Raw genomic sequence first — 19,496 nt, 5'->3', positions numbered from 1 at the left:
CTTCACTGCGCACGCGGTGAAGCGATGCAATCAGCGGGGGCTTACCGCGCGACGGGAGGACAGGATGTCGATCAACAATCAGGATGACGGCTTCAGCACGTCGTTGCGGCTTGCGAAGAAGAAGGATGTCGTCGTCGTAGGCGGCGGACCTGCCGGCTGCGTCGCCGCGCTGAGCGCAGCGCGAAACGGCGCCGCCGTCATGCTGATCGAACGCGTCGGCTATCTTGGCGGCATGATGACCGGCGGCGGCATCGGCGGCATCGGCATCAATGGCTATATCATCGAGAAGGGCGTCGGCACGCCCGTCGTGAAGGGCATCTCGCTGGAGATTCTCCATCGCATCCAGGCCATCGGCGGCGCGCCCGAAGGGGACCCCATCGCCCGGCATCCGACCGATTCGGTCATGATGACGAGCCTCCTCGACGACATGATGGAGGAAGCCGGCGTCGAGGTCCTGTTCAACACCATGGTGTTCGATACCTTCGTCGAGGATGGCCGGGTGAAAGGCGTGGCGATCGCCAACAAGTCCGGCGGCCAGGTCGTGCTGGCCGATGTCGTCATCGATGCGTCCGCCGATGCCGATATCGCCGCCTGGGCCGGGGCGCCATTCAACCATGGGCGCGAGGAGGACGGGCGCCATCATGGCGGGTCCATGGACATGCAGATCGGCGGCATCGATGTCGACAGGCTGATCGCCTATCTGCGCGCCCAGCCCCTCCTCACCGAAGAGGAGCGCGCCGAGCTGGACCGCGAGCGTTCCGAACTGATGGGCGGCGGCCGCCCGCCGAATGTCTACAAGTCCCTCGATGGCGAGACGCTCTACAGCGAGCCGGTGGTGCAGCCCACCGACTGGGACGAGGTCGATCGCATCCGCGCGGCCGGGGGCATTCCCAGGCTACGCCTCTCGCCGGCCGCCGGGGGACCCATTCCCGGCAAGGCCACGGCCCCCAGGGTGGATGGCAAATATGTGCCGCTGCCGGCCGGGCTGGACCGGGAATGGGTGGATTATATCAAGGCCGGCAAGGTGCCCCTGCTGCTTGGCGCGGTGGCGCCGGTCTACCCGCCCCCGCGCTTTGGCAGCCCCGGCATATTCCGCCACGGCAAGATGCGCGACGGCCAGATGATGTCCGGCGTCTATGAAGTCTGGTACGACCACACCAATGAGGAGGAAGTCAGCAAGTCGCTGATCTATCGGCGCAAGCTCAACCGGGTCTATCTCAATTTCCTGCGCGAGCGCATCCCCGGCTTCGAGGATGCCTATATCGTCATGGAATCGCCGACCGGCGGCGCCCGGGAAGGCCGACGGATCATTGGCGATTATGTCCTGACCGAGCAGGACGTGCTCGCGGGCCGCCGGTTCGACGACGCGATCGCCATGGGCGGCCCGCGCGGGCCCGATCTCCATTCGGTCACCGGCCTGTGGGGCGAAGGCGTGGCCTCACCGTTCAAGGCGCCCTATGACATTCCCTATCGCTGCCTGCTGCCCAAGGATGTGGACGGCCTGATCGTCGCGGGCCGCTGCGTCTCGACGACATTCGCGGCGCTCGGTGCGGTGCGGGATCAGGCGACCTGCATGTCCATGGGCGAGGCTGCGGGAGCGGCCGCCAGCCTTGCCTGCCGGACCGGCGTGCCGCCCCGCCAGGTGGACATGGCCAGTCTCCAGTCGCGCCTCGTGGATCAGGGCGTCCTGCTGCGCCGCGCCGAGGGCTGATCGACGTTCAGCGCGCCGCCTGCAGCGCCTGATGGATCTGCGCGACGACGGCGGCGCCTTCGCCCACGGCCGCCGCGACCCGCTTGGTCGAGCCCGCGCGCACATCGCCGATCGCGAAGACACCCGGCATGCTCGTCTCGAGCGATTGCGCGTCATTGCCCGGCGTCCGCGCATCCCCGGGAATATCGCGCCCCGTCAGGATGAAGCCGCCCGGATCGGTAGCGACGCAGCCGCGTGTCCAGTCCGCATTGGGCTCCGCGCCGATGAACAGGAACAGATGCTGCATCGCCTGGCTCACGATCTCGCCATGCGTGCGGCACCGGAAGCTGGCCGCAGAAATGCTGCCGTCGCCCGGCCCCTCGAGGGAGGAAATCTCCTTGCCGACATGCACCTCGATATTGGGCTGGCTGGCGATGCGCTCGATCAGATATTGCGACATGGTGGCTTCCAGCGGGCGACGCACCACGAGGTGCAGCCGCTCCACGAAGGGCGCGAGATAGACGGCTGCCTGCCCCGCCGAATTCCCGCCGCCGACGAGCCCGACAACCTGCCCCTGCACCAGCTTGGCCTCGATCGGCGAGGCCCAGTAGGAAATGCCGACATTGTCGAAGGCCTCGATGCCCGGAATGTCGGGCCGGCGGTATCGCGCGCCCGATGCGATGATGACCGTGCGGGCCCGGGCGCGCTCGTCGCCCGCCAGCACGAGCTGATGCACGCCGTCATCGCCGCCGCAGTCGAGATGGGAAACGCAGTTCGGGATCGCGATCTCCGCGCCGAACTTGAGTGCCTGGTTGAAAGCGCGGCCGGCCAGCGCCTGCCCCGTGATGCCGGTCGGAAAGCCGAGATAATTCTCGATCCGCATCGATGCGCCCGCCTGTCCGCCAAAGGACCGCTCGTCCAGCACCAGCACCGAGAGCCCCTCGGACGCGGCATAGACAGCTGCAGCGAGGCCTGCCGGCCCTGCTCCCACGATTGCGACGTCGTAAAGCGTGTCCGGCGAGATCTCCGGCGCCATGCCGAGGCAGGCAGCCACCTCGACATCCTGCGGCCGCTTGAGGAAACTGCCATTGGGACAGACCATGATCGGCAGGTCGGCAGGGCCGACGCCCAATTGCGCCACGAGATCATGGCCTTCCCCTTCGGCGTCGGCATCGAGCACGAGATGGGGATAGCCGCTGCGCGTCAGGAAATTCTGGATCCGCACGAGATCGGCGGACCCGGGCCGGCCGATCAGGATCGAGCCGGCGCCCTCCTCGATCAGCCCGACACGCCGCAGGATCAGCGCCCGCATGATCGTCTCGCCCAGCTCCGCCGCGCCGACCATCAAGGCGCGCAGATGCGGCGCATCGAAAGGCAGCGCGAGGCAGCCCTCCTCGCCGGCACGCCCGCTCGCCAGAGATGGCCGGCCCGCCAGCTGGTTGACCTCGCCACTGAGTTCGCCCGGGCCATGCCGGTGGATCAGCGCTTCCCCCGCGATCCCGTCGCGCCGGATCGCCTCGATGCAGCCCTCCAGCACCAGCCATGCCGGATCGCCGGTGTCGCCGATCGTATAAAGCGCCTCCCCCGGCCCGAAGCGTCGCGCCGGCCCGCTGGCAAAGCGGGATGCGATCTCGATCTGCGTCTTGTCCAGCACCGGAAAGAGCTGTGCCGCCCGCTCCTCGACCACGCTCATCTCATGCTTTCCCCTCGTCCAGCCCCAGCAGCAATGTCGGGATCAGTTCCGATACGGTCGGGTGCACCGGCACGGCCCAGCGCAGCGTGTCGAACGGTTCGTCCGCCGACATGGCATCGATAATGCCGTGGATCGCCTCGTCGCCGCTCGTCCCCAGGATCGCCGCGCCCAGGATGCGCCGGGTCGTCCGCTCGGCGATCACCTTCATCAGCCCAAGCGTCTCGCCTTTCTCGACGGCACGGCCGACGCGGGACATCGGCCGGGTCGAGACAAGGATGTCATGCCCCTTCGCGCGTGCCTCCGTCTCGGTCATGCCCGCGCGGCCGAGCGGCGGATCGGTATAGAGCGCATAGCCCGTGATGCGCTGGCTGAGCCTGCGGTCCTCCCCGTCGAGCAGGTTCGCCGCGACGATCTCGAAATCATTATAGGCCGTATGGGTGAACGCCCCCCGGCCATTGCAATCGCCCAGCGCCCAGATCCCCGGCACATTGGTCGCGAGCCGGTCATCCACCTTGATATAGCCGCGCTCGTCGGTCGCGACGCCCGCGGCATCCAGGCCGAGATCATCCGTGTTTGGCCGCCGCCCGACCGCCAGCAGGACATGGCTGCCCACCACTTCCGGCTCGCCGCTCCGGCAAGCGACTGTCACGATGGCGCCATTGGGATGCGGCTTGAAGCCGATGCAATCGGCATCGGTGCGCACCGTGATGCCTTCGGCTTCGAGAAAATCGCGGATCGCCTCGGAAATTTCCGGGTCCTCGCGCGCGATCAGCCGCCCGGCCCGCTCCACGATCGTGACCCGGGCGCCGAAGCGCGCGTACATCTGCGCGAATTCAAGGCCGATATAGCTGCCGCCGACAACCACGAGGTGCGCGGGCAGGCTGTCAAGCGCCACCATGTCTGTATTGTCGAGATGCGGCACGTCGCCCACGCCCGGCATGTCCGGCACGCTCGCCCGTCCACCGACATTCAGGAAGATGCGCGGCGCCGTCAGCGCCGCGCCGTCCACGGTCACGCTGGTCGGGCCGGTCAGCCGCGCATGGCCGCGCAGCAATGTGAGGCCATCCATCTTCCCGAGCCAGCTCTCGTTGCGCCCGCGCGCATCGCTCGCCACTTTCTGCGCGCGCGCCGCCACCGCCTTCATGTCGACCCGCACGTCGCGGGCGATCACGCCGAGGTCGTGCCGCCGTGCCAGATGCGCGGCATAAGCGCTTGCGACCAGCGCCTTGGTCGGCATGCAGCCCGTGTTGACGCAGGTGCCGCCGATCAGCTTGCGCTCGATGAGAGCCACGTTCATGCCCGCCGCGGTCAGGCGACCTGCAAGGGGCGGCCCCGCCTGCCCGGCACCGATGATGATGGCATCGAAACTTTGGCTCATTGTACGCGCATTCAGGCACTCGCTCGGCAGCGGATCGAATCGTTCGCGACGCGATGAGGCCATGGTAAGTCAGGATGAGGACAGCGCGAAGGAGTAAAGCATGGCCGAAGGTTGCGATCATGCCGCCACCGTCAACGACGTCACGCCACAGAGCCTCGGCTGTGCCGAGTGCCTCGCCAGCGGCAGCTGGTGGGTGCATCTGCGCCTGTGCCGTGCCTGCGGCCATGTCGGCTGCTGCGACGATTCCCCCAATCGCCACGCGACCGCGCATTTCCACGCGACGGGCCATCCGATCATCGAGGGCTATGATCCGCCCGAAGGCTGGGGCTGGTGTTATGTCGACGAGGTGGAGATCGATTTCGGCGGAGACACGACCCCCCAACGCGGGCCCATCCCCAAATTCGTCAATTCGTCCGGCCTTCTGATCGCCTCCGCCGTGAAGGGTCTGTCGCCGAAGATCTGATCGCGGGCGTCGGCCCGGACGATCCCGCCCGGCCGGTCAGTTCCCGTCAGGCTCTTCGTCCCCGCCCCCGAGCGCGCGATACAGGCCCGCCGCGCTGGAAAGTTCCTGCCGCCGCAGGTCGAGCAGCGCCTGCTGCGCGGCATAGTCGCTGCGCTGGGCATCGAGCAGTTCGAGGCGGCTGTCGAGCCCGGCGCGATAGCGCAGCGTCGAGAGCTCCACGCGCCGCGCCGCGGCCTGCGTTGCCTTGCGCTGCGCCTCCGACTGGGTGGCGAAGGTGGCGCGACCGGCAAGCCCGTCGGCCACCTCGCGGAAGGCGGCCTGGATGGCACGCTCATATTCGGCAACCGCGATCGACTTGCGCACTTCCGCCAGTCGCAACTCGCCGCGCAGGCTGCCGCCCCGGAAGATCGGCTGCGTCACTTGCGGGGAGAAGGACCAGTTGCGGTTGTCGTTGTCGAACAGCCCGTCGAACGCCAGGCTGGTGAAGCCGAACATCGCGGTCAGCGAAAGGCGCGGGAAGAAGGCCGCCCGCGCCGCGCCGACATCGGCATTCGCGGCGATCAGCGTATGCTCCGCCTGGCGGATGTCGGGCCGGTTGCGCAAAAGGTCGGACGGCAGGCCGGCGGGCAATTGCGTGCGGACCGGCTGGTCCATGAGACTCATCGGCGCGGGCAGGTCATCGGGCAGCGGCCCGCCCACGAGCAGTTGCAGCGCATTGCGCGCCTGGGAGAGCGCGCGCGTCCGCATCGCCTGATCGGCCTCCGCCTGACGCACTTGCCCCTCGGCCTGCGCCAGATCCATCCCGCTCGCCTGCCGCGCCGCATGGCGTTTTTGCGTGATGTCGAGCGAAGCTGTCCAGTCCGCCAGCATCCGCTCGGTGAGCGCAAGCTGCTCCTGCGCCAGCCGCTCCTCCAGATAGGCGTCGACCACCGATCCGATCAGCGCGATGCGGGCAGCCCGCCGCCCCTCGTCGGACGCGAGATAGCGCTCGAATGCCGCCTGGCTCTGCGAGCGCAGCCGGCCGAACAGATCGATCTCGAAGCTCGTGAGCGCGGCGCTCGCCGTATATTGCTCGAACTCGAAGCCGCTCGGCGTGTCGCCATTGCCCGGAACGCCGCCAATGCCGGCCGTCGCGGCGGCAGTCGGAACGCGTTGGCGGGTATAGCTCCCGGTCGCATCGACTTGCGGCAATTGCGCGCCGCGCGCCACGCGGAACTGGGAGCGCGCCGCCTCGACGTTGAGCGCCGCGATGCGCAGGTCGCGATTATTCTCCAGCGCCAGCGCGATGATCCGCTGCAGGCGCGGATCGCCGAACATGCTGGGCCAGTCGATGCCTGCCGCGCTCGCCGCTTCCGCCGCCTGCGCATCCGGATAGGTCTGCGCCACGGGCGCCGCCGGCACTTCCAGCTTCGGGTTCATCGAGCAGGCGCCCGTCAGGAGCAGGGCGATCAGCGAAAGCTTGCGCATGGTCATCCCTCCACCGTCTGTTCGGCAGCCGGGCCGGCCTTGCCGCGCCGCCGCCGCAACCGCTCGACGAGCCCGAGCACGACGACGAAGAAGACGGGCACGAAGAAGATCGCGAGCGCCGTCGCGCTGATCATGCCGCCGAACACGCCGGTGCCGATCGCCTGCTGCGTCTCCTTGCTGGCGCCGCCCGCAATCATCAGCGGGACCACGCCGAGCGTGAAGGCAAGGCTGGTCATCAGGATCGGACGCAGGCGCAGCCGCGCGGCGTGGATCGTCGCGTCGATCGTCGACATGCCCTGCTCCCGCGCGCTCTTGGCGAACTCGACGATCAGGATCGCGTTCTTCGCAGAGAGGCCGATCAGCGTGATGAGGCCGACCTTGAAGAACACGTCGTTGGGGAAGCCGCGCAGCAGCACCGCCGCCACCGCGCCGATGAGGCCGAGCGGCACCACCAGCATCACGGAGAGCGGGATCGCCCAGCTCTCATAAAGCGCGGCAAGCACCAGGAACACCACCAGCATGGAAAGCGCCATCAGCACCAGCGCCTCGTCGCCCGCCAGGATCTCCTGCAGCGACTGCCCGCTCCATTCGACCGCGAAGCCGGGCGGCAATTGGGCTGCAAGCCGCTCCATCTCGGCCATTGCCTCGCCGCTCGAATGGCCGGGCGCAGCCGCGCCGGAGATGCGCATCGCCGGATAGCCATTGTAGCGCACGAGCTGCAGCGGGCTCTGCTCCCATTTGGGCGTCACCACTTCGGCGAGCGGCACCGGCTGGCCGGCGCTATTGCGCACATAGAGCTTGAGCACGTCTTCCAGATGCATGCGCGCGGAGGCTTCGGCCTGCACGATCACCTGCTGCATGCGGCCATTGCTGGGGAAGTCGTTCACATAGGTCGAGCCCATGGCCGTGCCGAGCGTGGCGGCGATGGATTCGAAGGGAACGCCCAAGGCCTGCGCCTTCTGCCGGTCGATCTCCAGCTTGATGGCGCTGCCGGGCGGCAGGCCTTCGGGATAGACGCCGACCAGCGCCGGGCTCTTCGCGGCCATGCCGAGCAGCTGGAACTGCGCCGCCATCAGCGCCGCATTGCCATGCCCGGCGCGATCCTCGAGACGCAGCGAGAAGCCGCTGGTCGTGCCGAGCCCGTCGATGGACGGCGGCATCACGCTCATGATCATGCCTTCGCGCACCACGGATGTCGCCTGATTGGCGGCGGCAACCTCGCCGGCAGCCGTGGCGCCCTCGCGTTCACCCCAGGGACTGAGGATCGTGAAGGCGATGCCCACATTCGAGCCCGCGCCGGAAAAGCCCCAGCCCTGCACAGCCTCGATATCCGCCACGCCCTTGCGGCCGACGCTGTGCTTCTCCAGCACATTGATCGCTTCCAGCGTCCGCTCCGCGGTGGAGTCGGGCGGCAGCTGGAACAGGGTCAGATAATAGCCCTGGTCCTCTTCGGGCAGGAAGGCGGACGGCACGCTCATGAAGCCCACGCCGAGCAGCACGATCACCACGGCGAACGCCGCCATCATCCGGCCGGTCCGCTTGAGCAGTTTCGCCACCCAGCTCTGGTAGCCATTGGCCATCGCGTCGAACTTGCGGTCGAACCAGCCGAAGAAGCCGCGCTTTTCCTCATGGCCATGCACCGGCTTGAGCAGAGTCGCGCAAAGGGCCGGGGTCAGCGTGAGCGCGAGGAAGGCGGAGAATAGGATGGAAACTGCCATCGAGATGGTGAACTGGCGATAGATCGCCCCCACCGAGCCCGAGGAGAAGGCCATCGGGATGAACACGGCGGTCAGCACCAGCGTGATGCCGATGATCGCGCCGGTGATCTCGGTCATTGCCTTGCGCGTCGCTTCGAGCGGCGACAGACCTTCCTCGGCCATGATGCGCTCGACATTCTCGACGACCACGATGGCGTCGTCGACGATGATGCCGATCGCCAGCACCATGCCGAACATGGTCAGCACGTTGATGGAAAAGCCCGCGATCAGCATGATCGAGAAAGTGCCGAGCAGCGCGATCGGCGCGACGATCGCAGGGATCAGCGTGTAGCGGAACTTCTGGAGGAAGAGGAACATCACGAGGAAGACGAGCACCATCGCCTCGATCAGCGTGGTCACCACCTTCTCGATCGAGATCCGCACATAAGGCGCGGTGTCGAACGGGATGCGATAGGTGATGTTCTGCGGCATCGCCTTGGCGAGTTCCGCCATCCGCTCGCTGACGGCGGCGGAGGTGGCGACCGCATTCGCGCCGGGTGCGAGCTGCACCGCGACGAGCGCCACCGGCTTGCCGTTGGAGCGGGTCTTGAACCAGAAGGCCTGCGAGCCGAGCTCGACGCGCGCCACGTCGCCGAGCTTGACGCTCGATCCGTCAGGATTGGCGCGCAGCACGATCTGCTGGAACTGTTCGGGCGTCTGGAGCTGCCCGTCGATGAGCAGCGGCACGGTCACGCGCTGGCCGCTCGCGGTCGGCTCGCTGCCGAGCGCGCCCGGCGCGATGAGCGCGTTCTGCGATCCGATCGCCTGCGTCACATCGTTCATGGCGAGGTTGACGGCGGCAAGCCTGGCCGGGTCCACCCAGATGCGCATGGCCCGCTCGGAGCCGAACAGCTGCACCCGGCCCACGCCGTTCACGCGCTTGAGGTCCTCGACCACGTAACGCGCGGCATAATCGGTCAGCGCGGTCGCATCGAGATCGCCATTCTTGGACTCGATGTTGACGAGCTGGAGGAAGTTCGGATTGGCCGCCTCGACCACGATGCCGAGCTGGCGCACCACTTGCGGCAGGCGCGGCTCGGCGGTCTTCAGGCGGTTCTGCACGTCGACCTGCGCCAGCTCCGGATCGGTGCCCGGCTGGAAGGTCGCGGTGATCGTCGCCTGTCCCGACGTATCAACCGAGCTCTCGAAATAGAGCAGCTTCTTGACGCTCGAAAGCTCGCGCTCGATCAGGCTGACGACGCTGTCGTTCATCGTCTGCGGTGTGGCGCCCGGATAGGTCGCGGTGATCTGGATGCTCGGCGGCGCGATGCTCGGATAGCGCTCGATCGGCAATTGCGGGATCGAGATCACGCCGATCAGCACGATGACGATCGCGATGACCCAGGCGAAGACGGGCCGGTCGATGAAGAAACGGGGCATCGGCGCGGCTCAGCGCTGCGCCGGCGCGGCGCCGCGCCAGGGCTGCGGCTTCACGACCATGCCGGGCTGGACGCGGTCCTGCCCCTCGACGATGATCGTCTCGCCGGCCTTGAGGCCGCCGGTCACGATGATCTTGCCGTCGCGCGTGTCGCCGGTCTGGATCGGCCGGGGCGCGACCTTGCCGTCCTTGCCCACGACGCTGACGCTCGCCTTTCCGGTCGGGTCGCGCTGCACGGCCTGTTCGGGCACGGTCAGGGCGTCGGGAATGGCGAGGCGCGGCAGGCGGGCACGCACGAACATGCCGGGCAGCAGCGCGCGGTCGGCATTGGGCACCTCGACGCGGGCGATCACTTCGCCAGTGCTCGGGTCCACGCTGATGCCGGAGAAGAGCAGCCGGCCCTTGACCGGCAGCGCGCGTCCGTCGCTGGAGACGATTTCCACTGGCGCGCCCTTGGCGGCAGTACCGGCACGCGCCGCCTCGCGCAGCATTTCGAGGCGGGCGGCCGGCTGACGCACGTCCACATAGACGCGGTCAATCTGTTGAACGGTGGCGAGCGGCTGCTCGCTGGTCATGCTGGCAAGGGCGCCCTCGGTGAACACCGCCTGGTCGATCCGCCCGCTGATCGGCGAGCGCACCGTGGCGAAGCCGAGATCGACCTGCCTGCGCGCCAGATCCGCCCGGCTCGCCGCGAGATCGGCGGCAGCCTGGTCGCGGGTGGCCACGGCATCGTCATAATCCTGCCCGCTCACCGCGTCGGCCTTCACCAGCGGGGCGAGGCGCTTTTCCTGCAGGCTGGCGCGCGCGAGCGCCGCCTGCGCGCGCTGCACGGCGGCGGCGGCGCTGTTGGCATCGGCACGGAAAGGCGCGGGATTGATCTGGAACAGGGGCTGCCCGGCCCGCACTTCCGTCCCCTGCTCGAACAGCCGGCGCTGGATCACGCCGTTCACCTGGGGCCGGATTTCGGCCACGCGGAACGCCACGACCCGGCCCGGCAGTTCGTCCGCCACGGCCATCTGCGTGGGGGAGACCCGCACGACGGACACGTCTGGCGGCGGAGGCGCAGGGGGCGGCGCGTCTCCGGAGCAGGCGGACAGCGTCAGCGCAGAGGCCATGACGAACAGGGCGTGGCAACGCCCGGGGCGGGAGGGTATCATCATCGCTTTGCTCTGGCTTTCGTGTCGCTGCGGCCTTGCACTCGCCTTGTCGAACAATTGTCGAAACAATGTGGAGAGAGTGTGGAGATGCATAGCGCGCAGGCTGTATGTCGCGCATTATACGGCCAACGGAGAGCGTGCCCACCATGAATACCGACAATGCCCTCATCCTGGTGGCCGAAGACGAGCCCGAGATTGCCGAGGTCATCGCCGCCTATCTGGAACGCGAGGGTTTCCGCACGGTGCGGGCAGCCGACGGGCGTTCGGCGCTGGAGCTTCATCTCGCTCTCAAGCCCGATCTCGTGATGCTCGACGTGCAGATGCCGCGCCTCGATGGATGGGCCGTGCTCGCGGAACTGCGTCGGCGGGGCGACACGCCGGTGATCATGCTGACGGCGCTGGATCAGGATATCGACAAGCTGCAGGCCCTGCGGATCGGCGCGGACGATTATGTGGTGAAACCGTTCAATGCCATGGAAGTCGCGGTGCGCACCCGGGCGGTGCTGCGCCGCTCGGGTGGCGGCAATGGCAAGACATTGCGGGTGGGGGCCGTCGAGGTCGATCTCGACAGTCATCTCGCGAGCGTGGTCGCGCAGGAAAATGCAGATCGCGTGACGCTGCCGCTGACGCTCACCGAGTTCCGCATTCTGGCCCATATGGCGCGTGCACCCCGCCGGGCCTTCTCGCGCAGCGAGCTGGTCGATGCCTGCCTCCCCGGGGGTGAGGCGCTCGACCGCACTGTCGACACGCATCTGAGCAAGCTGCGCCGCAAGCTCGAGGAAGCAGGCGCGCCGGGGCTCGTCAATAACGTCCGGGGCGTCGGGTTCCGGCTGGCGGACGTGTCGTGAGAAAGCGCTCCTCCTCTGGCCTCGGCCGGGAGATCATCCTCTCCACGGTGATCGCCACGCTGACCTCCGTCATGGTCGCGATCGCCGGCCTTTATATCTTCTACGGCGTCGTCATCCGCGTCGCGCCCGACCTCCTGTTTCCACTCAACGACCAGTGGCTGCCGCGCGGAGTCGAATGGCTGGTGATCCTGGCCCTGTGCTTCGTCGCGGCGGGTATTTCCGCAGCGATGGCGACGCGTCTTGCCCGCCGCGTGGTCAAGCCGCTCGTCTCGGTGGCGCAGAGCGCGCGCAGCATTGTCGCGCGGGATCTGACGGCGCGGGCCGAAGCCGGCGATCGCGCCACGATCGAGGCGACGATGCTGGTCGAGGATTTCAACCATCTCGCCGATGAGCTGGCGCGCGCCTCGGAAGCCCTGCTGCGCTGGAACGCGACCATCGCGCACGAACTGCGTACGCCCGTCACGATCCTGAGCGGCCGCCTGCAGGGGCTCGCCGACGGGGTGTTCAAGCCGGACGAGGCCTTGTTCCGCTCGCTCGTGGCGCAGGTCGATGCGCTGGCGCGGCTGATCGAGGACCTGCGCACCGTCAGCCTGCTTGAGGGCGGACGGATGGAGATGCAGTTTCAATCGGTGGAGCTGTCGGAAGAGATCGAGGCCGTCATCCGCCTCATGCAGCCCTCTCTCGAGTCAGCCGGCTTCACCATTTCCGCCAGCCTCGACAGGGGGTTCTGCGAAGTCGATACCGCCCGCATCCGCCAGGCGCTCCTTGCCCTCCTGGACAATGCCCGGCGCCATGCGCTCCCGGCACGGCTCGACGTTGCGCTGCGGATCGGGGAAGAGCATGTCCGTCTCAGCGTCGCGGACCAGGGGCCCGGCCTGCACGGGGATTTCGCGCGGCACGCCTTCGACCCATTCCGGCGCTACATGGCGCAGGGCGGCAGCGCGAAAGGCAGCGGCCTCGGCCTCTCGGTCGTGCGCGTCATCGCCCGGGCGCATGGCGGTGAGGCGACCTATGAGCCGCTGAACGGCGGCGCCTGCTTCTGCATGGAAATCCGCCGACGCAGCCGGGCATCCGAAACCGCCTAGCAAGCCGAGGCAACGCGGCGACGGCGGAGAAGCCCGGCCGATATGCCGCTGTTCGGGGCGGCATATCGGCTACATCACTCAGTCCAGCATGGTCTTGCGCAGCTTGGCGATATCGCTTTCGTCCAGACGCAGCGCCTGCTTCATGAAGGCTTCCGAACCGCCATATTGCGTGTCGATATACGTGAAGAACTGCGCCAGATGCGAGGCGCCGCTCGGCGTGTAGAGCGGCTCGGCCACCGTGCGCTTCTTGCCGTCCTTGTCGATGTAGAAACGCAGGATCGGGTTGTTGGGATAGTCGGCCGGGTCGACGTCCGGCATTTCCCATTGCGGCCGGCGCAGCGCCGTCGAGGCATGATAGTCCTTGAGGATCGTCTCGCGATCGACGCCAAGCATGTCATAGAGCAGCGCCGTCGCCATGCCGGTGCGGTCCTGCCCCGCCGAGCAGTGGTAGAGAACGGCGCCGTCATCGGCGGCGAGAAGCCGATAGAGCGAGCGAAGCTGTGGGATCAGCAGTTTCTCCATGCCGCGATAGGCATTCTCGCCATCGCCCTTTCCGTAAGCGGCAAGCAGCGGCTTGAGCGAATAATCATTGGCGACGAACAGGGCACCGGTGCGATCGTCCACCTGATCGGGCGCCACCTCGCGTTCCTCGAGCGAACGCAGGTCCACCACGGCGTTGAGCCCGAGCTGGTCGATAAGGCTGTAGTCGGCCTTCGTCAGCATGGGCATGGCGCCGGAGCGGAAGGCCTTGCCCCAGCGGACGATGTGCCCGTCCCTGGTGACATAGCCACCGATGTCGCGGAAGTTGCTGCCCTGCTCGGACGGCAGCACGCGTTCGGCGACGACCGTGACGCCCCCCCTTGCCATCGTCAAGGAGCACATAGCGGCGCTCGCTGGCCGGGATGGCCAGCCTGATGCTGCCGTCCTTGCCCGCGGCCTTGATGGTCGCCGCGTCGACCTTCTGGTCGGACGCGTCGATTATCGCATCCTTGCTGATCCAGATCGCGACCGGGGCGGTTTCGCCCCGGTCGAGCGTCACGCTCTGGGCATCGATGCGCGTGACAGTGGCTGCCTCCCGCGCGAGGGCGGGACTGGCGGTCGATGCGGCGAGGGCCGCGAAAAAGGTGATGTGAGTGATGCGCATGGGTCTGGCTCCCGTCAAAAGCTGAAGCGGACGCCGAACAGGTAGCGCGCACCGATCTGCTCGACCTCGGTCGGCGTGGCGGGTGTGCCCTGATAGGCGATGTAGGTTTCGTCGGTGAGGTTCGCGAGATCGGCGAACAGCGTCAGATTGTCGGTGAGCGCGTAGCGCAGCGACACGTCGAGATTTTCGTAGCCCTGGCGATATTCGCCGCTGCCCAGGCCGCCGAGCGTGTCCAGCCAGTGCGAGCGCCACTGATAGCTCACGCGTGCCGAGATGCCGTATTTCTCGTAGAAGAGCGAGGCATTGGCGATGGTCTTGGACATGCCCTGGAACGCGATGTCCTTCTCGGTCGGCGTATCGAAACTGCCATCAAGCAGAGTGACGTTACCCTGGAAGCCCAGGCCGTCGAGCGCGCCGGGCAGGAAGTCGAACTGCTTGAGCAGATTGAACTCGACGCCGTAGAGCTTGCCGCTCTCGCCATTGTAAGTGCCGCTCAGCAGGTAGCCGGAGCGATCGACACCACCGAAATTATAGAAGTCCGTGCTGACGACCGCCTGGCTCTGGTAAAGCACATTGTCGACCCAGCGATGGAAGGCGGCGACCGAGATCATGCCGTTGCCGGGCAGATAATATTCGATGCTGGCGTCCGCACCCCAGGTATATTCGGGACGCAGCATGGGATTGCCGCCGCCGATCGTGCCGGGACTGTTCGTGTCGTTGATCGAGGCGCCGACGCGGATCGCGCCATAAGCGGGGCGGGATACGCCGCGCTGGCCCGCCAGGCGCAGCACCAGATTGTCGGTGGCGGCATATTTGAGGTTCAGGCTGGGGAAGATGTCGGTCTTTGTGCGGTCGTAGCTGAGCGGCGTGGCGACGCCGCCCGCGATCACGGTGCCGCGATTGTCCATGCTGTACCGCTCCACACGGATGCCGCCCACGGCGGTCAGCGCGCCGCTTTCCACCTTGCCCATGACATAGCCGGCCAGCGTTTTCTCGCGCTGGGCGTAGCGATCGCTCGCGGGCGTATCGAGCGCGGGGTTGTAGAGGCCGGCCGCCTGCATCCGCACCAGCAGCGTGTCGATGTCGCGGCGCATGGCGACATTGTCCATATAATTGAATGTCACGCCGAGGGGGAAGCCGGTGTCCCACGGCCGGTTGGTGACGTAGCTGTTGATATCGAAGGGCTGGCCGACAGCCGCGCCCTGCGCGCCGATCATCGCCAGGTTGGAGGTCGAAAAGAGCGTCCCGTCAATGTCGCGGTCCGCATAGAGGGCGCCGGCGGACAGGGTGAGGTCACCCATTTCCTTCGCGACGTCGAGCTTGGCCGTGTAGCTGTCCGACACCGTCTTTTGCCGCGCCGCGATCATGTAGGCGCCGGCGCTCGTCATGCTGGCCTGATTGAACGTTCCGTTGATCGTCACGATCGGGAAATTGGGGTTGCTGTTGTCGTAGTTCAGCGAGAGGTTGTTGGCGCCGCTGGTCGAGGCCTGGACGAGGGGCAGGTAGCTCGTGTTCTCGGTCTTCGTGTAGTTCAGCTTGAGCGAGGCGGTGAGGCCGTCGCCCGTGTCATAGTCTCCGCCGATCGTACCGATATAGTTGCGGTTGCGATATTCGCCGAAGTTGAAGCTGCCGCGCAGCGGCACGCCGGTCAGCGAACCGCTGTCCTGCGTGCGCGTCCCGCCGGTCGCGCGGTCGAGGCGGAACTCATACTGGTTGCGCTGCTCATTGTCGTTGAATTCGGAGAAGATCGCCTTGGCGTAGAGGCGCAGGCCATTGCCCGGATCGAACTCCACGCCGCCGAACAGGCCGTTGTTCCAGCGCTCGATCTCATATTGGCGGATATCGAACTCGGTCGGGCCCTTGGCGTCGTACGCGCCCACCTCGCGATTGTCGGTCAGCTGCTTGCGGCGATAATGCGAGCCGCCGATCACCACGCCGAAATTGTCGTTCGACCAGGAGAGGCGCAGCGAGCCCTGGCGCTGCTCGCCCCCACCCAGGCTCATCTGGCCATAGCCGAGATCGCCCGAGACATGCAGTCCCTTGCGATCCATCGGCGAATAGGTGCGAAGGTCAATGGTCGCGACCACCGCGTCGGCCTGCAGGTCGCTGGTCAGCGACTTGTTGATGACCATCTGCGAGAGCAGCACTGCGGGAATGGCATCGAAGCGGAAAGCGCGCGTGTCGCCGCCCTCGTCCACGCCGACCATCGGAATGCCGTCGATGCTGACGGACGTCCAGCGATTGGGCGCTCCGCGCACCTGAATGTAGCGCTCCTGCCCCTGGTCGCGCTGCACGGCGACGGCGGGCAGGCGGGACAAGGCTGCGGCCGCATTCTGGTCGGGGAAGCGGCCCACCGCGTCCGATGCCGCGACGTCCGAGAGGTTGGGCGCATTGCGCTTGAGGGCGATCGAGTCCTGCTGCGCCGAGAGGATGGAGCCGGTGATGACGATTTCGTCGGCTTCTTCGGCGCCCTCTTCCGGCGCGACCGTCTGCTGCGCCAGGGCAACGGATGGCTGAGTCAACAGGAGCACGCCGCAAATCGCGGTCGTGCGCAAAAGCAAGGCGCTGGGCAAGGTCATGGTCGGCTCCCTGGGTGGATCTGGTCTGGCTTGCCGCGGCGACTAGAACGCTTGTATGTAAGCTATGTGACAGTTGTCGAAGATGATGGAACGATCGTTCCCTGCGGAAACACTCTCGTCACTCGGGGAGGACATGGCTATGCTGCGCGCCGAGCAACGCTTGGGTAATAACAATGAAAATGGCTGAATTATCCTCAGATAACAGGTTGTTGAACGCGGTTATCGACCTCTGGGAGAGCGGCGGGAATGAGGTGGTTTCCGCCCGTCAGGTGTCTGCCAATGCCGCCGTGCCGGTGTCGTCCATCTATCATCACTTCGGCTCTCTGGAACAGTTGTTGGTTCTGGCTCAGGAACAGGCGCAAGCCTGCGCGCGCGACTGGTGCGAGACGCGACTCGACCAGCTGGCGGGCTTCTCCGCGGATGCACGGGCCTTCGCCCCCTTCTTCGCGGCGACCATCGACGATTGGGTGCATCAGCAGCGGCGACTCGCCTTCGCATGGCGGGAAGGACAGATGCTGCGCATCGATGGCGAGCCCGGCATGCAGATGCGACTCGGCTGGCGCCAGCTGTGGGCCGCCTTCTGGCAGGAAGCTTGCGACCGATTTGGCCTCGGGGATCGCGCCTGGCTTGCCGAGCACCTGTTCGAGAATGAGTCCTTCGTCCACATGATCGGTTGGCACAGGGCCGTTGACCGGGCCGGACTTGACGAGTTCGCGCGGGGTGTCAGTGCCTGGATGAGCGGCGAGCCGGTGCCGCCGGCCCCCTGGCGCGACTTCGCCCGCACCGAGGCGCTCCGGGCGACGCCCGTGATGCCGAGCCACGACGGCACGACCAGCCGCATCGCCGCTGCCACCGCCGCCCTGATCGAGGAGGCTGGCCCGTCCGGCGTGACGCACCGCGCCGTCGCCGAGCGGACCGACCTCACGCTTGGCGTTGTTTCGCACAAGCTGCGCACCAAGACGGACCTGCTTCAGGCCGGTTACGAGGCTGTCTATCTCACCGCGGTGATTCGCCTGCGCGAGCACACCTCGACGATCAGCCCCGCGACGGCGGACGCGACACTCGATGGCCTGGCGGACTTCATGAGCCAGTCCCTGCGCGGTCAGGGCGTTCACGCGCTGCACCTCGCCGTTGCCCGCGATCCGGCCCTGCGCCCCTTCGGCCTGCAGCTGCGCTACCTGCGCGGCATGACCTCGGGGTCGCTGCTGGCAATGCTCCGGCCCGATCGTGCCGAGCCGAGCCATCTGGAGGCTGCCCTGCTGTCCAGCTTCCTGTCCTCGCTGCCGCGCATGCATGCCGATGACGCGCCGGGGGATGCGCGCCCGCGCATCCGGCAGGCGATCGAGAACATGGTCTCCCTGCTCTGACACGCGCGGTCACAGCAATGTCATCGCCGCCCCCTAACGGCGGGACATGCAAGCCAGCCCAGACTCGCAGGCGACTGCCGCCGCACCGCCTTTGGCGGACGTGCGCATCAGCCGCCTCCATCTGGCGGCCTTCACCTTGCCGGTGCTGCTGTTCCAGGCGATCGAGATGGCCTGGCGCGCTTATCTTCCCCGGTTCCTCAACCTCGATGTCGGCATCGCGCTGGGTCTCGTCGGTGCGCTGATGCTGGGCGCGCGGCTGCTCGACGCGATGGCGGACCCTCTGCTGGGCTGGCTGAGCGACATGCGGCCGACGCGCTTCGGCCGGCGCAAGCCGTGGATGGCGGTCGGCGCCATCCTCGTGCCGCTCGGTGCGCTGCCGCTGTTCCTGGCCCCGGCGGGCTCGGCGTTCGGGACCATCGTCATCGCGAGCCTGCTCCTTCACATCGGCTATTCGTTCATCATCACGCCTCATGGCGGCTGGGGACTGGAGCTTTCGCGGGACAGGCACCAGCGCACGCGCATTATGGGCGCCAAGGTGTGGTTCGGGGTGCTCGGGTCCCTCGCCATGCTGGGCATTCTGGCGATTCTGGAGCGCGGCTTCGGCATATCGCTGCGCGCGGAAATGGCGCTGGTCGGCTGGACGATCGCGCTTCTCGCGCCCCTGACGGTGCTGTGCGTCATTCTCCTGTTCCAGGAGCGCGCCACGCCGGTCGCGCACGCCCCCCGGCATCCGGCGCGCCTCTTCCTCGCCATGCTCCGCGATCCCGCGATGCGCGCGCTGCTGATGCTCTACATGGTCACGGGCATCGGAGATGCCGCCGCGGCGAGCAGCTTTCTTTATCTCGTGGAGGATGCCTTGTCGCTGGAGCGGTGGGGCGCCTCGCTCCTGCTCATCCAGCCCGTGGTGGCGCTGGTCGCGCTGCCGGTCTGGAGTCGCCTCAGTGCCCGGATCGGGCGGCGCAACGTCCTGATGATCTCTTATGGCTGGCAGGCCGTCTGCGTCGCGATGCTGCTGGCCCTGCCCCCGGGTGCACCGCTCATGCTCGCCGGCATCCTGGTGCTGAAAGGCCTTGGCTGGGGCGTGGACTTCATGTTGCTGCGCGCGATGGTTGCCGATCTGTCGGACAAGGATGCGGACGGCACGACCGTGGCCGGCAGCTATTATGGCGTGAGCAGCATTGCCCTGAAGATCGCGATGGGCCTCGGCAGCGGCGGCGTGCTCTGGGGGCTCGCTCTGGTTTCGGGCGAAGCGTGGGATGACCTGCGCACCGTGGCGATCCGCCTGCTGCATTGCGCACCGGTCATGATCGGGGCCGTCGTGGCGATACGCATCCTGCGCGGCCGGGGACAGATCGAACGCGCCGGTTCGGATGTCGCGATCGCCTAGGCCCGATCGAAATCTGGAAATTTGGCTGGGGCGGGAGGATTCGAACCTCCGCATGGCGGTACCAAAAACCGCTGCCTTACCGCTTGGCTACGCCCCAGCATCG

Annotated in this window: 14 protein-coding genes and 1 tRNA gene; 7 read left to right on the top strand and 8 right to left on the bottom strand. The window is 67.1% G+C overall.

Going from position 1 to position 19,496, the window contains the following annotated elements; translation table 11 throughout:
* Positions 1–64 precede the first annotated feature (64 nt).
* Positions 65–1,711: an FAD-dependent oxidoreductase gene (locus HNP60_RS03540; protein WP_184150285.1), complete on the top strand. Its 1,647-nt coding sequence runs from the start codon at positions 65–67 to the stop codon at positions 1,709–1,711.
* A gap of 7 nt (positions 1,712–1,718) precedes the next feature.
* On the opposite strand, the gene HNP60_RS03535 is transcribed toward HNP60_RS03540, so the two are convergent.
* Positions 1,719–3,383 (bottom strand): FAD-dependent oxidoreductase, encoded by a 1,665-nt coding sequence (locus HNP60_RS03535; RefSeq protein WP_184150282.1) that lies wholly within the window; start codon positions 3,381–3,383, stop codon positions 1,719–1,721.
* A 1-nt stretch (position 3,384) separates the two neighbouring features.
* Complete coding sequence (locus HNP60_RS03530) at positions 3,385–4,761, bottom strand: FAD-containing oxidoreductase (protein ID WP_184150279.1); 1,377 nt, start codon at positions 4,759–4,761, stop codon at positions 3,385–3,387.
* A 100-nt stretch (positions 4,762–4,861) separates the two neighbouring features.
* On the opposite strand from HNP60_RS03530, the gene HNP60_RS03525 reads away from it, so the two are divergent.
* Positions 4,862–5,224, top strand: coding sequence for a UBP-type zinc finger domain-containing protein (locus HNP60_RS03525; protein WP_184150276.1), 363 nt, complete (start codon positions 4,862–4,864; stop codon positions 5,222–5,224).
* Positions 5,225–5,260: 36 nt separating this feature from the next.
* Here the strand turns inward: HNP60_RS03525 and HNP60_RS03520 are convergent, their stop codons facing one another.
* From HNP60_RS03520 to HNP60_RS03510, 3 genes are read right to left on the bottom strand one after another with little or no spacing between them, the layout of a single operon-like run.
* Positions 5,261–6,691: an efflux transporter outer membrane subunit gene (locus HNP60_RS03520; protein ID WP_184150272.1), complete on the bottom strand. Its 1,431-nt coding sequence runs from the start codon at positions 6,689–6,691 to the stop codon at positions 5,261–5,263.
* 2 nt (positions 6,692–6,693) lie between these two features.
* The gene (locus HNP60_RS03515; RefSeq protein WP_184150269.1) at positions 6,694–9,828 is read right to left on the bottom strand and encodes an efflux RND transporter permease subunit; all 3,135 of its coding nucleotides are present in this window, start codon (positions 9,826–9,828) and stop codon (positions 6,694–6,696) included.
* A 9-nt stretch (positions 9,829–9,837) separates the two neighbouring features.
* A complete protein-coding gene (locus HNP60_RS03510; protein ID WP_184150266.1) occupies positions 9,838–10,986 on the bottom strand; it encodes an efflux RND transporter periplasmic adaptor subunit in 1,149 nt (382 codons plus the stop codon).
* A gap of 143 nt (positions 10,987–11,129) precedes the next feature.
* Here HNP60_RS03510 and HNP60_RS03505 point away from each other — a divergent pair, with 143 nt between their 5' ends.
* Together HNP60_RS03505 and HNP60_RS03500 are read left to right on the top strand one after the other, a co-directional pair.
* Positions 11,130–11,831, top strand: a complete 702-nt coding sequence (locus HNP60_RS03505; protein WP_184150263.1) for a response regulator transcription factor — start codon at positions 11,130–11,132, stop codon at positions 11,829–11,831.
* Entirely contained in the window at positions 11,828–12,916 is a 1,089-nt protein-coding gene (locus HNP60_RS03500) for an ATP-binding protein (RefSeq protein WP_184150260.1), read from the top strand. Before HNP60_RS03505 ends, HNP60_RS03500 begins: the two co-directional genes overlap by 4 nt.
* A gap of 78 nt (positions 12,917–12,994) precedes the next feature.
* On the opposite strand, the gene HNP60_RS03495 is transcribed toward HNP60_RS03500, so the two are convergent.
* Complete coding sequence (locus tag HNP60_RS03495; RefSeq protein ID WP_260395002.1) at positions 12,995–13,783, bottom strand: tyrosine-protein phosphatase; 789 nt, start codon at positions 13,781–13,783, stop codon at positions 12,995–12,997.
* Positions 13,784–13,818: 35 nt separating this feature from the next.
* On the opposite strand from HNP60_RS03495, the gene HNP60_RS19840 reads away from it, so the two are divergent.
* Positions 13,819–14,049 carry a hypothetical protein gene (locus HNP60_RS19840; RefSeq protein ID WP_260394630.1) on the top strand — a complete coding sequence of 77 codons (231 nt, stop codon included), beginning with the start codon at positions 13,819–13,821 and terminating at the stop codon, positions 14,047–14,049.
* A gap of 25 nt (positions 14,050–14,074) precedes the next feature.
* Here the strand turns inward: HNP60_RS19840 and HNP60_RS03490 are convergent, their stop codons facing one another.
* Positions 14,075–16,639: a TonB-dependent receptor gene (locus tag HNP60_RS03490; RefSeq protein ID WP_184150257.1), complete on the bottom strand. Its 2,565-nt coding sequence runs from the start codon at positions 16,637–16,639 to the stop codon at positions 14,075–14,077.
* A gap of 206 nt (positions 16,640–16,845) precedes the next feature.
* On the opposite strand from HNP60_RS03490, the gene HNP60_RS03485 reads away from it, so the two are divergent.
* Together HNP60_RS03485 and HNP60_RS03480 are read left to right on the top strand one after the other, a co-directional pair.
* Positions 16,846–18,006: a TetR/AcrR family transcriptional regulator gene (locus HNP60_RS03485; RefSeq protein ID WP_260394629.1), complete on the top strand. Its 1,161-nt coding sequence runs from the start codon at positions 16,846–16,848 to the stop codon at positions 18,004–18,006.
* 46 nt (positions 18,007–18,052) lie between these two features.
* On the top strand, positions 18,053–19,393 hold the full coding sequence (locus HNP60_RS03480) for an MFS transporter (protein ID WP_184150250.1): 1,341 nt from the start codon (positions 18,053–18,055) through the stop codon (positions 19,391–19,393).
* Between the two features lie 22 nt (positions 19,394–19,415).
* Here the strand turns inward: HNP60_RS03480 and HNP60_RS03475 are convergent.
* Positions 19,416–19,490: transfer RNA gene (locus HNP60_RS03475), tRNA-Gln, on the bottom strand.
* Positions 19,491–19,496 lie beyond the last annotated feature (6 nt).

This window comes from Sphingobium lignivorans (genome assembly GCF_014203955.1).
GTDB lineage: Bacteria > Pseudomonadota > Alphaproteobacteria > Sphingomonadales > Sphingomonadaceae > Sphingobium > Sphingobium lignivorans.
Note: the sequence above shows the minus strand (reverse complement) of the source record. Positions and strands in the feature narration are given on the sequence as shown.

Excerpts from the sequence above, each read along its gene's own strand:
- HNP60_RS03540 (WP_184150285.1), top strand. The coding sequence starts at position 65 with ATGTCGATCAACAATCAGGATGACGGCTTCAGCACGTCGTTGCGGCTT.
- HNP60_RS03535 (WP_184150282.1), bottom strand. The coding sequence starts at position 3,383 with ATGAGCGTGGTCGAGGAGCGGGCGGCACAGCTCTTTCCGGTGCTGGAC.
- HNP60_RS03530 (WP_184150279.1), bottom strand. The coding sequence starts at position 4,761 with ATGAGCCAAAGTTTCGATGCCATCATCATCGGTGCCGGGCAGGCGGGG.
- HNP60_RS03525 (WP_184150276.1), top strand. The coding sequence starts at position 4,862 with ATGGCCGAAGGTTGCGATCATGCCGCCACCGTCAACGACGTCACGCCA.
- HNP60_RS03520 (WP_184150272.1), bottom strand. The coding sequence starts at position 6,691 with ATGCGCAAGCTTTCGCTGATCGCCCTGCTCCTGACGGGCGCCTGCTCG.
- HNP60_RS03515 (WP_184150269.1), bottom strand. The coding sequence starts at position 9,828 with ATGCCCCGTTTCTTCATCGACCGGCCCGTCTTCGCCTGGGTCATCGCG.
- HNP60_RS03510 (WP_184150266.1), bottom strand. The coding sequence starts at position 10,986 with ATGATGATACCCTCCCGCCCCGGGCGTTGCCACGCCCTGTTCGTCATG.
- HNP60_RS03505 (WP_184150263.1), top strand. The coding sequence starts at position 11,130 with ATGAATACCGACAATGCCCTCATCCTGGTGGCCGAAGACGAGCCCGAG.
- HNP60_RS03495 (WP_260395002.1), bottom strand. The coding sequence starts at position 13,783 with ATGGCAAGGGGGGGCGTCACGGTCGTCGCCGAACGCGTGCTGCCGTCC.
- HNP60_RS19840 (WP_260394630.1), top strand. The coding sequence starts at position 13,819 with ATGGCCAGCCTGATGCTGCCGTCCTTGCCCGCGGCCTTGATGGTCGCC.
- HNP60_RS03490 (WP_184150257.1), bottom strand. The coding sequence starts at position 16,639 with ATGACCTTGCCCAGCGCCTTGCTTTTGCGCACGACCGCGATTTGCGGC.
- HNP60_RS03480 (WP_184150250.1), top strand. The coding sequence starts at position 18,053 with ATGCAAGCCAGCCCAGACTCGCAGGCGACTGCCGCCGCACCGCCTTTG.